A 13615-nucleotide genomic window follows, 5' to 3' on the forward strand; every position below is an offset into this window, starting at 1 on the left:
GCCTCGTCGACGACGTCATCGACCCCGCCGAGACCAGGTCCGTCCTGATCTCCTCCCTCGAGATGCTCCGCACCAAACACGCCGACCTGCCCTCGCGCAAGCACGGCAACCCACCCCAGTAAGTGATGCAAGCGAAGTAAGTGATGAGCGGTGGGCGTGGGCGGCAGTCGTCGGCGACCGTCGCCGTCCCGGCGCGCCAGGAGGCACGTGATGGTCAAGCAGGAGCGAGCGGCCCGGACCCGGCAGGCGCTGATTCGCGCGGCCGCCGAGGTGTTCGCCGAGCAGGGGTTCGCTCGTGCTTCGATCTCCACGATCAGCAGGCGGGCGGGGGTGAGCAACGGGGCGCTGCATTTCCACTTCGAGAGCAAGGGCGCACTGGCCGAGGCCGTCCAGCAGGAGGCCGCGGAGGCCGTGACGCGGATGACCGAGCAGGCGGAGGGCGCAGCCGATCCTCTGCAGATGCTGGTCGACGCCACGCACGGTCTGGTGCGACGGCTTGCCGACGACGTCGTCGTACGGGCCGGGTTCGCGTTGTGCGGTCGCCCGGACGGGAGCGACGTCGTCGGCGGCGTCGATCTGCGCCGGCAGTGGCAGGCCTGGATCGAGGCCGCACTGGCCCGCGCGGAGGGGGAGGCGCTGCTCGCCGACGGCGTGTCGACGCGAGGGGCCGCGGAGGCGGTTGTGGCGGCGACCGTGGGCTTCGAGGTGCTCGGCGGCCGGGACCGGTCATGGCTGGGGGGCGAGACGGTCACGCGTTTCTGGGATCTGATGCTGCCTCGGCTGAGCGGCGGTGGGGTGCCGATGGTGTCCGCGGCCGGGCGGGGAGCCGGGCCGGGGGCCGGAGTCGCATCGCGTTCCTGAAGAAACCCTGCGTGCTGTTTTAGAGCAGGTGTCTGGGGCGGGCGCTGCCCGTATGCCCGTTTTCATCGGTTTTGGTGGCGCTAGGGGGTCCGATTTTCAAAACAGCGTGGACGGTTTTTAATTGACAAACCATCCGTGCTGTTTTTTACTCGGTATACCCAAGTGACCATCTCATGCGCGCATAGGGGAGACGCCATGGACATCTCTGTACTGGGCGGACTGGCCGTCCGGGAGAACAGAGCCTCGATCACACCCACGGCGCCCAAGCCGCGTCAGGTGCTCGCCCTGCTCGCGCTCCACGCCGACCAGGTAGTCCACGTCTCCTCGCTGACCGAGGAGTTGTGGGGTGCGACGCCGCCGCGCAGCGCCCGCGCCACGCTGCAGACCTACGTCCTGCAGCTACGGGAGATGATCACCGCAGCCCTCGTGGACGACGCCGAGGACGCGCCGCCGCGAACCGCCAAGGACGTCCTCGTCACCGTGCCCGGCGGGTACCTGCTGAACACCTCGGGCGGTTCCAGTGACGTCCGCGAGTTCGAGCGCCTCGCCGGTCTGGGCTACCGGGCCATGGACGCCGGTGACTTCCCCGGCGCGGCACGGCAGCTGCGCGAGGCCCTGTCGCTGTGGAGCGGGGCCGCGCTCGCCGACGTACAGGCCGGGGCGCAGCTCTCGATGGAGATCCGGCGCCTGGAGGAGACCCGGCTGTGCGCGCTGGACCAGCGCATCGAGGCCGATCTGCGACTGGGCCGCCACCGGGAGCTCCTCGGTGAACTGTCCGTCCTCGTCAGCAGGCACCGCACCCACGAGACGCTGCACGGCCAGTTCATGCTGGCGCTGCACCGGTCCGGTCGGCGCACCGAGGCCCTGGAGGTATACCAGCGCCTGCGTCGCGCCCTGGTCCGCGAGCTCGGCCTGGAGCCGTCGGCGGGGCTTCGGCGCCTCCAGCGCTCCATCCTCATGACCGCCCCTGAACTCGCCCAGGACGCCCCGGCATCGGCATCCCCGGCGTTCGCCGCCGTCGGCGGCGCGGATCGCGTGGCCCGGGTCGGCTGACCACCGCCCCCGCCCCCCCTTTGGCCCGGTGATCCGGGGCCTGCTTCCGCGTCGCCGCCGAGCCCGGCGGCGAACAGCCGCCCCCCACCACCGCCTGACCACGTCCCGGTGACCATGTCCCGGCGCCGGACGGAACCTTGGAGTATCGCCATGCTCAGTGACCGCCGGCCTCCCGCTACGGTGGCGGCCCGTGCCGTCGCCGCTCCCGCCCCGCCTTCCCTCGCCCCCGCCCATGCCGCCCATGCCGCCCATGCCGACTATCCCGCCGCTTCCGCCGCGCCCGTGGCCGACGTCGTGCCGGTCCTCGCGGATGTGCTCCTGCTGAAGCCCGAGAAGATCGACCCCCGCCAGTCCTTCCGCTCCCTGGGCCTCGACTCCCTGCTGGCCGTGGAGTTCGTGGCGGGCGTCAACGCCCGGTACGGGACACGCATCAGGACCGCCTCGCTGCCGGACCACCCCACGCCGCTGTCCTTCTCCCGGCACGTGGCCCGTGAGCTACGGGCGGCCCCTGTGGCCCCTGTGGCCCCTGTGGCCCCTGTGGCCCCTGTGGCCCCTGTGGCCGCAGCGGCTTCCGCGGCCGCTGCGCGGTCCGCCGAGGGCCCCGGCCGTGAGGTGCTCGACGTGCTCACCGAGGAGCTCGCGCGCATCCTGTGCTGCGACCCCTGGGACATCGACGCGCACGCCGGCTTCAACGTGCTCGGCGTCGACTCCATCATCGGCGCGGAGTTCGTGGCGGCCGTCAACCGCATCTACGGCACCCAGCAGCGCAGTGGTGCCCTCTACGACCACCCCAGCCCGGCCGCCCTTGCTGCGCACATCGCCCGGCTGACGAGCCCGGGGCCCGCGCGGCTGGACGTCGAGGCCGCCCTCGACGCCGTACGCGACGACCTGCTCACCGTCGACGAGGCGTTCGCCCTGCTGTCGCGACGTGGCTGAGGGAGTCCGCCGCACCATGGACATACGAGAGATCCTGACCCGGTACAAGGAAGGCTCCCTGGACCGGGGGAGCGCCTCGCAGCTGCTCGGCGCGCTCGCGGCCGGCGAGGTCGGTCCGGGTGAGCCGGGCGAGCCGACGAAGGCGCCCGAGGTGGCTGGGGTGGCCGAGGTGGCCGTCGAGCCCGCCGAAGTCGTTGAGGCCGCTGAGGCCATGGAGGCTGTGCGGGCCGCTGAGGTGGCTGATTTCAGGGCGGTCGCCGAAACCCGCACCGGCCCCGAGACCCGCACCGGCCCAGGCACCCGCACCGGCCCAGGCACCGACATCCACCCCGACTCCCGCACCGACGCCGAAGCCGTCGCCGTTGTCGGTATGGCCGGACGCTATCCGCAGGCGGGGGACCTCGACGCCTTCTGGCGGAACCTGAGCGAGGGGCGTGACACCTCGACAGAGGGGCCGTCCGCCCGCCCGGGAGGTCACCTCCTCGGCGGCGGGCGACACGGACACTTCCTGGATGCCGTCGACGAGTTCGACCCCGAGTTCTTCGGGCTCACCGAGGCCGAGGGCGGTCTGATGGACCCCCAGGAACGACTGTTCCTGGAGACGGCGTGGAAGGCGCTGGAGGACGCCGGCCGCACCGGTGCACGGCTCGACGCCTGCACCGGACCCGAGGGTCAGCGGCGGTCCGTCGGTGTGTTCGTGGGCGCCTCCTCCGCCGACTACGCCCTCCTCGCCGCCGAGTCCTGGGCACGCGGTGGTCGTGGAACGCCCCGCAGCGGCCACTGGGGTATCGCCGGCCGGGTCTGCGCGCAGCTCGGCCTGAGCGGCCCCGCCCAGGCCGTCGACACCAGCTGGTCCTCCGGGCTCGTCGCCGTCCACCACGCGGTTCAGGCACTGCGGCGCGGCGAGTGCGCGGTGGCCGTGGCCGGTGCCGTGGAGCTGCTCCTGCACGCGTCGCGCGCACGGGCGGGCGCGGGTGAAGGCGTGGGTGCGGTGGTGCTCAAGCCGCTCGGGCGCGCGCTGGCCGACGGCGACCAGGTGCACGCCGTGATCCGCGCAACCTCGGCAGGCGGATCCGTACGTGCCACCGGGGAGTTCGGGCTGCGCGAGAGCCGTGACTCCACCGTGCGCCGGATCGGCGACGCCGGGGCCGCCACCGGAATCGCCGCCTTGACCTCAGCCGTTTTGCAACTGCGGCACGGCGTCCTCGCTCCCGTACGGGAAGAGGACGGGGGCGAAGGCGAGGCACGGCCGTGGCAGGGGCCCCGGCGCGCCGTCGTCGCCTTCACCGAGGGCGCGGGTGCCGGGCGTGCCGATGGGCTTCGGGCCCACGTGGTCGTGGAGGAGTTCGTGCCGCGCGAGGCCCGGGCGGCCGTCGCGGCGCTGCTCGAACCCGCCGCGCGGGGTGCCGTGGAGGACGCGGTGGAGCGGGACGAGCATGTCCTGCTGTCCGCGCCCACCCCCCGCCACCTTGTCGCGTCCGCGGAACAGCTGGCCACCTGGCTGGACGGCGCCCCGGGCCCGGCGTCCGGCCCGGCCGCCGTGAACCTGCCCGCGCTGGCCCGCGCGTTGCGCGCCGTACGCTCCACTCATCCCTGTCGTGTCGCCCTGCGTGTGCGGGACGTTCCCCAGCTCGTGGCGGCGCTGCGACGGTTCGTGGACGAGGGCGGGGGCGAGGACGGGGGCGAGGACGGGGACGAAGGCGAGGGCCACGGCATCATGGATCTGCGCGAGGGGCGCGGCGATCCGCTCGGCCTCAGCGCCCTGCCCGAGACGGCCGACTACCTGGCCGCGCTGTGGCGGAGCGGGCACGTCGAGCAGCTGACCGGACTGTGGCTGTCCGGCGTGGAGATCGACTGGGTTGCGGTGGAAGGCGGTTCCTCCAGCGGCCGTCACCACGCCGCGGCCCTGCCCGCCTCGGTGTTCCTGCGCCGGCCGCTGTGGCTGGACGGGCCCGCACCCCGGGTGTGGCGAGCATGAGCACTGCCGTGGAAACGGCGACCCGGACGGTCAAGCTGTGGTTCTGCCCGGACGACGAGCTGGCGCCGGGGACCGCCGCCACCCTTGCCGCGCACTGGCTGGACGAGCACGAGCGGGAGATCGCCGAGCAGTTCCTGTTCGAGCGCGACCGGCGCCAGTACCTCGTCTCGCACGTGCTCGTGCGACGCGTCCTGGCCCTCGAATGCGGGATTCCGGAGCGTGAGTCGGTCATCTGGCGCTCCTCACGCGGCCGGCCCTTCCTGCAGAAACCGGCGGGCGGGCTGCCGCGCGGCGGCGCCGAGCTGGACTTCAACCTGTCCCACGCCGGCGGGCACAACCTGCTGGGTCTGGTACGCCGCAACCGCATCGGCGTGGACGTCGAGCGGCTCGACCGAGGCCCTCAGGGGTTCGACACGATCGTGGAGACCTTCGCGCCCGAGGAACGGCAGTGGGTGGCGCGGGCGGAGTCCGGCCGGGCCAGGAACGTACGGATCCTGCGCCTGTGGACGCTGAAGGAGGCGTACTCCAAGGCACGGGGCCTGGGGCTGGGGCTGCCCTTCGACACGTTCTCCTTCGAACTGGCCGAGGACTGCGGCGTGCTGGGATTCCGGCCGCCCGACGACGATGTCGCGTGGCGGTGGCGTTTTTTGGAACTGGAGCCGGTTCCGGGCGTGCTGGCCGCCGTCGCCGTCATGGTGGACGACGGCGAGGAGCCGATGCTGGAGCTGCACCACGGCTTCCCCTGGGCCCGGTCCTTCCCGCAGGTGCTGGCGATTCCGGGGGCGGCGCCGGCTCTTCTGTGAGGAGGGCGCCGTACGGCGGGTGGGCGGTTCTGCGGTCTCTGCCGTTTCTCCAGCGCTTCTCGACGGCTTCTCCAGCGGTGCGCACCACGGTGAGGGAATTGCCGACGAGCCGCAGGAGGAGGAGTCCGTCATGGCTTCGGGTGAGCGTGCGCACCGAGGGGAGTGGTCGATCGACGTGGCCGCCCCGGCCGGGGTCGTCTACGGACTGATCGCGGACGCCGAGCGCTGGCCGTTGTTCCTTCCTCCCGTCGTCCATGTCGAGCGCCTCGAGCTCGACGGGCGGGACGAACGGCTGCGGATGTGGTCGGTCGTGGACGGCCGTACTCGTTCGTGGTTCTCGCGGCGCGCCCAGGACCCGGTGGCCCGCCGGGTCGCGTACCGCCTGATCGACCCGCGGCCGCCGCTTCGCAGCCTGCGGGGGACGTGGCAGGTGGAGGAACGCGGGTCGGCCGCCTGCCGACTGGTCCTGGAACACGAGTTCACCCTGGCGGACGACCGGCCCGGGAGCGGGGCGACGGTCGCGCGGGTCCTCGAGGCCGAGAGCCGGTCGTGCCTGGAGCGGATCCAGTACCTCGCGCAGCGCTGGTCGGTCCTGGACGAGCTCGTCCTGTCCTTCCAGGACGAGGTCCGGATCAAGGGTCCTGCCGAACTGGTACACGACTTCCTGTACCGCGCGGAGGACTGGGCCGGGCCCGTCCCGCACGTGGAGCGGGTCGCCCTCGTCGAGGAGGAGCCCGGGGTGCAGCGGATGGCGATGGACACGCGGGGCGCCGACGGGGCGGTGCACACGACGGAGTCGGTACGGGTCTGCTTCCCGCACGCGGGCCGCATCGTCCACAAGCAGACCCTCACGGCGGAGCTGGTGGCCGCGCACACGGGGGAGTGGCAGGTGGTGCCGGACACCCGCGGCGTCACGGTCGTCGCCCAGCACAGCGTCGTCGTCGGCGACGAGGCCATCGCCCGCGTGCTCGGCCCCGGCGCCGATCTCGCCCTGGCCCGCCGCCATGTGCGCGAGGCCCTGGGGCGGCACTCCCTGGCGGTCCTCGACCTCGCCCGCCGCCACGCCGAGACCGCCGTCGACATGATCCACGTGGCCTGAGCCGTTCATTTCTTTCCTTTTTCCGTTCCATTCCGTCCTGTTCCGTCCTGTTCCGTTCCGGTCCATTCCTTGCCGGCCTCGGACCCTGTCCCCGGACGCGGTCACACCGCAGGAGGCCGGGGTACCCCCTGCTCGGAGAGCTCGGGGAGGTGCCAGGCAGGCCGGGTGGGGCTTGAGCGGCGTCCCAGTGGAGCGCGAGCCGTTGCGTAGAGGATCTTCAGTGCGGGCGGGGGAGGGGCGTACGTCCATGAACAAGGAGTTGAGCACCGCCGACATGGCCACGACGACCGTCGGGACGGACCGTGCTCATGCCCGGTCCGGCGTTCGGGCCGACCTCGCAGCCGGCTCGTGGGACTCCCGCGCCCGTGTGCGGGCCGCTCGCCTCGAAGCGCTGCTCGGGGATCCGTACGAGCCCGCCAACCCGCACGGCCTGCGGAGCCTGCTGCGCGCCGACGAGCGGGCCGTGCCGCCCGAGGAGACCGAGGATCTGCTGACCCGGGCAGGCCTCACGGCCGAGTTCGTCCCCACCGAGTTCGGCGGCCGTTTCCACCGTGCCGATCTGCTCGCCCAGGTGCTGCGGCCGGTCTTCCGCCGTGATGTGGCGCTCGGCATCGGCTTCGGCCTCGCCTCGCTCTTCGCCGCCTCCGCGGTCTGGGCGGCGGGCACGGCGGCCCAGCGTGAACGGCTCGCGGGGCAGCTGCTGGCCGGTGGCCGGTGCGCGATCGTGTTCCACGAACTCGCGCACGCCAACGTGTTCACGCGGGGCGAGCTCTCCGCGACCAGACGGCCAAACGGGTACCTGCTGAACGGGCGCAAGGACGTGATCATCAACGCGACGCGGGCCCAGTCCCTGGTCGCGTACGCCCGTACCGACCCGGCCCGCGGACCGCGCGGCCACACCGTCCTGCTCCTCGACCCCGAGCAGTTCGTCCCGGGCACCGTGCACCGGCTGCCCCGCGTCCGGCTGCCCGGCATGCGGGGCGTGCGGCTGGCGGGGCTGCGGTTCGCCGACAGCCCCGTGTCCGAGGACGCGCTGGTCGGACGGTACGGCGAGGGCCTCTCCCTGGCCCTGCGTACCTACCAGGTCAACCGGAGCCTGATCTGCGGCACCGTGACGGCGGCGGCGGGCACCGTCCTCCACTCCGCCGTGCGTGCCGCGACCGCCGACCGGACCCGTCCGGTCGACGCCCTGCGGCACAAGCCGCTCGCCGGGGTCTTCGCCGACCTGCTGGTCTGCGATGCGATGGCGCGCGCCGCGCTGCGGGCGCTGAGCCTGCTGCCCGACTGTGCGCATCTGCTCGCCGCCGCCACCAAGTACGTCGTACCCGGCCTGCTGCGGGAGGGGACGGAGGAGCTCGCGACGGTGCTCGGGGCGCACGTGCACGAGCGCGCCGACGCGCGGTACGGCGCCTTCGCCAAGCTGGTACGGGATCTGCCCGCGGTCGGCCTCGGTCACGCCGGCACGGCCTCCTGCCAGTCGGTGATCGTGCCGCAGCTGCGGGCGCTGGCCGAGCGTTCGTGGTTCGTGGAGGAGGAGCCCTCGCCGGGGCTGTTCCGTACGGGTGCCGGGTCGGGTGCCGGGTCGGGTGCCGATTCCGGCGCTGGTCCGGGTGCTGGTTCGGATACCGGTCCGGGTGGCGAACTGCCCGCGCTCGACTACCGGCTGCTCGGCATCTCCGGCGGCGGGGATCCCATGGCCGCCTCGCTCGTCGCCTCGGCCGCCCGGCTGGACGCGGCGCGGGGCGTCGGCGGTCTCATCGCCCGTCTCGCCGGGCTGGCCCGGGGTTTCGTGACCGAGCTGCGGGCCCTGCGCGAGGCGTGTTGCCGGCTGCCTCCGTTCGGCGCCAGCCCGCTCGACGACCCCGCCGTGTGCGCCCTCTGCGACCGCTACTGCCTGGTCGCCGCGGCCGCCGCGGTCCTCGGCACGTGGGAGGGCCAGGACGGCAGCGACCCGTTTCTCTCCGACCCGGCCTGGGCGGTGCTCGCCCTGGAGCGGCTCGGGGGGCGGCTGGGGATTCCGGGCGGCGAGGAGGCGGGCCTCGGGAGCTTCGGCGGGCCCGCGGGTGCCGTTCTCGACGAGCTGGTGGTCCGCTTCCGGGCGGGAGTGTCCTACGACCTCGACGCCGTACCCCTCGGAGGGTGAGCCATGGACGACTCCGTGTCCGTTCTCCTCCCGCCGCCCGTGCATGTCCACGGGCCCGCCGGTCCCTGGCACCACGTACGCGACGCCGTGGAACGTACCGGCACCGCCGTCGTACACACCACCTGGGGCGAGTGGATCCCGGCGGCCCTCACCGACCCGTCGCTGCGTCCGCTGCTCGGCCGCGACTGGCAGCGCTACCGCCACACCACCGACCCGACCCTCCGGCACCGGTTCGTCGCGTCCCGGCTCGCCGTGAAGTACACCGCCGCGGCCGCGCTCGACACCGATCCGGGCGGGCTCGATCTCTCGTACCGGATCGGCGGACGGCCGTACCTGCGCGGACTCGACCAGATCGATGTCAGCCTCACCCACGCCGAGGACCTGATCGCGGTCGGCGTCAGCCGGAACGGCCGCATCGGTGTCGACACCGAACCGCTGGGACGGGGGCTGGACTTCCGGCTGCTGAGCCCGCACCTGTGCACCCCGGCCGAACTGCGCGCCTTCGAAGCACTGCCCGCGGAGGCCAGGGACGCCGAGATGCTGAGGCTGTGGACCCTCAAGGAGGCCTACAGCAAGGCACTCGGGCAGGGGCTGCGGATGGGCTTCACCGAGTTCGGGTTCAGCGTCGACGGAGCCCGGTTGCTCGCACCCGACGGCACGCCGGCGGCCGGTCAGGGAGAGTGGACGTTCGCCACCCACCGGGCCCTGGACCGCTATCTGCTGAGCGTCGCCTGCCAGGACATGGGCCTGGACACCTCCCGCGACACAGCCCTGCGCACGATGCTCGACGAGGGCCTCATGGGAGCCGTCGCGGAGCTGCTGGGCTGAGGGGGCCGCCGGGGGCGGCCACGGGGCCGATCGAGGGGCCGCGAGGTCTGCCGAGGCCGGGGCCCTGCCCGTCCCGGGCCGAGAGCCGCCAGGGGTGCGCTCCAGGGCCGCTGGAGGAAAACGGCACCTCGCGCGCTTGCCACTACCGTGCCGGGAAGATGTCCGGGAGCGGTGCACCCGCGTACAGGACCGGGCCTCGGGCCGATGGCAGCCGGTCGCACCGGGACGTGAGAGGGGGAGGGGGCCACGACCGCCCCGACGTGTCGATGCCGATACCGATGCCGATGAACGACGACCGTGACGCCGGGGCCCGTCGGGCGGGCGAGGACGCGGGGCCCGGTGGCGTCGGCCGTGGCGGTGAGCGGTGTGGTGCGGCGACGGCCGTCGTGGTCGGTCCCGGGGCGCCGCCCTACGACACCCCGCCCGTACTGGAGTTGCGGGGGCCGCTGGCCGCGGGGCGTGTCGCGGCCGTCCTGGAGCATGCGGCCGCCGGGGGGCGGCGCTGGGAGCATCGGCTGCAGCGGGTCGGTACCGACCACCACCTCCTGCACGTGGCGGAGGCTGTGGGCGGCGCGGCCGACGGCGGTACGTTTCCGGCCGGGCTCGTCGCGGACCTGCTCACCTCCCCCGCCAGGCCCGGCGCCCCGCTCGGTCCCGCCCAGCTGGCCCTCCTGCGGCGGCGCGAGGACCCGCCCGGAACCCATCCCGTGGTTCTGCTGGACGTGGCCGAGCCGCTCGACCCGGCGCGGGTGGGCAGCGCCCTGCGGGAACTCGTCCGGTGCCACCCTCTGCTCGGCGCCCGCATCGACACGGAGGGCTGCGGCGCCATCCACGCCGTCCCGCCAGCGTCCGCGTACGGGCCCGTGTGCACCGTCGCCGACGTGCCCCGGGCCCGGGAGGCGGAGGCCGTCGCCGACGCGGGCCGTCGTCTCGACCCTGCCAACGGACGCGGCCTGGCTGCCGTACTCCTGCGCGGGCGGCGCCGACTCGCGCTCGTCGCCCATGAACTCGTCGTCGACTCCGCCTCGATGGGCACTCTCCGCGCCGACCTCGAAGGTCTTCTGCTCCGGTCCGGCGACGCGGTCGCCGCAGGCGCCGCAGTCGCCGAAAGCGTGCGGTACACCGACTGGGTCGCCTCGATGGACGCCGTCGCCGCCGACCCCGCCGCCACCAGCCGCTGGCGCACCGTCGCCGAAGACCGCGCCGCCGCCTTTGCGTTCCGCCCCCGAGCCCCCCTCTCCGACGCCACCCCCACCCGGCACCCCGGCTTCGCCCTGACCAAGGCGGCCACCGCGCGTCTGACCGGCATCCTGCCCCGCCGCCTCGGCCTCACCCCGGCCCAACTGCTCACCGGAGCCGTGGGTCTGGCCCTCGCCCGCTGGCGCGGTACCGGGCACGCGTCCTTCGACGTCCACACCGACGGACGCCAGGACAGCCCTGCCCTCGCCCGTACCGTCGGGCCGCTCGCGGAGACCGAACCCGTCCTGCTCGATCTGCTCGACGGTGCCCGTGGAGATGCGCGCGAAGACGCCCACGAAGACGCGCGCGAAGACGCCCACGACGGCGATGCCATGGACGTCATCGACCGGGTTGCTCGTCGCCTCGCCGCCGTCGGCCGAGCCTCGTTCGGCGCGTGCCGGGAGCACGCGGCCGACCCCGCCCTCCGGCTCGTCCTACGTGAACTCGTGCCCGTACTGGCGCGATTCACGCCCGACGTTCCCGCGCCGCCCCAGCCCTCCGTTCCCTACGCGCTCGACCTCACCGCACGCGTCCGCGCGGGCCGGCTGCGCATCGGGCTCGACTGGCTGCCCGCCCCCCACGACGGCGTCACCGAGGAATCGGCCGACCGCCTCCTCGACGTCCTGCGCAGTGTCCTGGAGGAATGCGCGGCGGGCGCGGCGGGCCCACCGCCCGCCGCGTCCACGCGCTCCGTCGCCGCGAGCCCGCTGCAGCGCGAACTCCTCGCCGACGCCGATGCGCACCCCGGCACCGGTCGTCAGATCGAGCAGCTCAGCTGGACCTGGCACGGGCCGCTGGACGTGGTGCGGTTCACGGCGGCCTGGCAGTCCGTGTTCGACCACGAGGCGGTACTGAGGTCGTCCTTCGAGCGCTTCGAGCCGTGCGAACCCTCCGGGACTTACGGGTCTTACGGTGCCGGGGCGCCGCAGGCGTCCCCCGCACCCCGCGTCCTCATCCACGACCGGGTCGTACCCGAGGTCGTACGGCTGTTCCACACGGATCCCCCGTGGCCCGACATCCTCCGGGGCGACCGACGGCGCGGCCTCGACCCGCGCTCTCCGGGCCCCCTGCGGATCACCCTCGTCCACGGTCCGCCCGCCGACCCGGACGACGTGCCTGTGCCGTCCACCCGCGTGCTGCTCACCTACCACCACGCGCTCCTCGACACCTGGAGCGTGCGCCTGCTCCTGGAGCAGTTCTACCGCGCCTATCTCGCGGGCGGCACGCTCCCCGGCGGCGACCGGCGCCCCGATCTGCGTGACCACGCGCACTGGCTCGCAGGCCAGGACCTCACCGCCGCACGGGACTTCTGGCTGCGCGCCGCGCCCGTACCGGGCGCCGCCGCCTCCCTGGTGACCGCCGCCGAACCCGCCGCCGAGGCACCTGGGACCTGGACCTGCACCAGCACCCGGACCGGGGCCGGGAACGGGAACGGGAACGGCCGTATCCGGTTGCGGCTCGGCACCGCCCAAGCGGCACGCCTCAGCGCGTGGGCGGCCCGCTGGGGTGCCACGGAGAGCGGGGTGCTCCAGGCCGCATGGGCGCTGCTGCTGTACCAGGCCACGGGGGCCGTGGGGCGGATGCCGGTGCGGTTCAATGTCGCCGTCTCGGGCCGGGGCATCCCGCTCGACGGCGTGGAGCACCTGCCCGGAGCCCTGCGCAACCCGGTGCCCGTCTCGGTCGAAGTCGACCCCGACGCCACCGTGCCCGAACTCCTGGCCCGCCTGCGCGACCAGGCCATCGACCTGGCGTCGTACGAGTGGGTATCGGCGGGGCAGATCCACGGCTGGACGGGTACGGGATCGGATGCGGATGCGGATGCGGATGCGGGTTCCGGGCCGTCCGCCTCCGCCGCGCCCGTCTGTGACAGCCTGCTCGTCTTCGAAAGCCGGCTCCGTCCCCATGATGTCCTCGAGCCCTCGCTCGCCGCGCTCGGCATTCGCGTCGAGCCCCCCGAGACGACGGGCGCCGCGACCGCGTTTCCGGTCACGCTCGTCTCGCACCACGACGAGACGGGCGGCCTGGTCCTGACCGTCGACCACGAACGCGCCCGGCTCGCCGACGCCACCGGCCTGCTGGCGCACTGCGCCCGCCTGCTGCGCGAACTCCCCGACCGGGCCGACGACGTCACGACCGTCGCCCGGTTCCTCGACGCCCTGTCCGGCGCGACGGACCCGGGAGCCGCGTTCGTCACCCTGCGGTCCGGCTCGGGCGGGGTGATCTGCCTGGTGCCCTCACCGGACGCGCCCAGCTCCTGGTACGCCCGGCTCGCCCGGCTGTACGCGGGGCCGGAGGCGCTGATCCTGCTGCGCCCGGCGCTCGGAGGGGCCCGCGCCTGGTACGAGGCCTTGCGTCCGTTGGCGGCCGAGGGGCGGCTGCTGGCCCTCGGCGCCTTCTCGGGGGGAGGGGCAGGCGCGTACGAGACGGCCCGCCTGGTCGCGGCGGACGGCGTCCGCCCGCCGGCGGTCGTACTCGGAGCGGGAGGCGGCGATGACTCCGTACGCGAGTTCGCGCTTCTGCTGGACCGCGAGGCCCGTCGCCCCGGCAATCCCTGATCCCGCCGCCGGCGGCGATGTCGTCGTGCTTCCGGGGCCGGAACACGGAACGCCAGGTGCGGGAGTTCGAGGGGTGCTGGAGGGGTGCTGGAGGTTGCGGTGGGGGTGGCCGGTTTCGGA

General features: G+C 73.9%; 10 protein-coding genes. All 10 read left to right on the forward strand.

Annotated features, from left to right (window positions below; translation table 11 throughout):
* The coding region (locus ACLF6P_RS00100; protein WP_415947159.1) for a carboxyl transferase domain-containing protein at positions 1–122 on the forward strand (122 nt) is incomplete at its 5' end.
* Between the two features lie 88 nt (positions 123–210).
* Positions 211–861 (forward strand): ScbR family autoregulator-binding transcription factor, encoded by a 651-nt coding sequence (locus ACLF6P_RS00105; protein WP_415947144.1) that lies wholly within the window; start codon positions 211–213, stop codon positions 859–861.
* 195 nt (positions 862–1056) lie between these two features.
* Entirely contained in the window at positions 1057–1914 is an 858-nt protein-coding gene (locus ACLF6P_RS00110; RefSeq protein WP_415947146.1) for an AfsR/SARP family transcriptional regulator, read from the forward strand.
* A 150-nt stretch (positions 1915–2064) separates the two neighbouring features.
* Positions 2065–2850: an acyl carrier protein gene (locus ACLF6P_RS00115; RefSeq protein ID WP_415947148.1), complete on the forward strand. Its 786-nt coding sequence runs from the start codon at positions 2065–2067 to the stop codon at positions 2848–2850.
* Between the two features lie 16 nt (positions 2851–2866).
* Positions 2867–4828 carry a beta-ketoacyl [acyl carrier protein] synthase domain-containing protein gene (locus tag ACLF6P_RS00120; protein WP_415947149.1) on the forward strand — a complete coding sequence of 654 codons (1962 nt, stop codon included), beginning with the start codon at positions 2867–2869 and terminating at the stop codon, positions 4826–4828.
* Complete coding sequence (locus ACLF6P_RS00125; RefSeq protein ID WP_415947151.1) at positions 4825–5631, forward strand: 4'-phosphopantetheinyl transferase family protein; 807 nt, start codon at positions 4825–4827, stop codon at positions 5629–5631. Before ACLF6P_RS00120 ends, ACLF6P_RS00125 begins: the two co-directional genes overlap by 4 nt.
* 130 nt (positions 5632–5761) lie before the next feature.
* A complete protein-coding gene (locus ACLF6P_RS00130) occupies positions 5762–6730 on the forward strand; it encodes an aromatase/cyclase (protein ID WP_415947152.1) in 969 nt (322 codons plus the stop codon).
* A gap of 247 nt (positions 6731–6977) precedes the next feature.
* Positions 6978–8873 carry an acyl-CoA dehydrogenase gene (locus ACLF6P_RS00135; protein ID WP_415947154.1) on the forward strand — a complete coding sequence of 632 codons (1896 nt, stop codon included), beginning with the start codon at positions 6978–6980 and terminating at the stop codon, positions 8871–8873.
* A gap of 3 nt (positions 8874–8876) precedes the next feature.
* On the forward strand, positions 8877–9701 hold the full coding sequence (locus ACLF6P_RS00140) for a 4'-phosphopantetheinyl transferase family protein (RefSeq protein WP_415947156.1): 825 nt from the start codon (positions 8877–8879) through the stop codon (positions 9699–9701).
* A gap of 284 nt (positions 9702–9985) precedes the next feature.
* A complete protein-coding gene (locus ACLF6P_RS00145) occupies positions 9986–13495 on the forward strand; it encodes a condensation domain-containing protein (RefSeq protein WP_415947158.1) in 3510 nt (1169 codons plus the stop codon).
* The last annotated feature ends 120 nt before the right edge of the window (positions 13496–13615 follow it).

The organism is Streptomyces lothianensis (assembly GCF_047779955.1).
Lineage (GTDB): Bacteria > Actinomycetota > Actinomycetes > Streptomycetales > Streptomycetaceae > Streptomyces.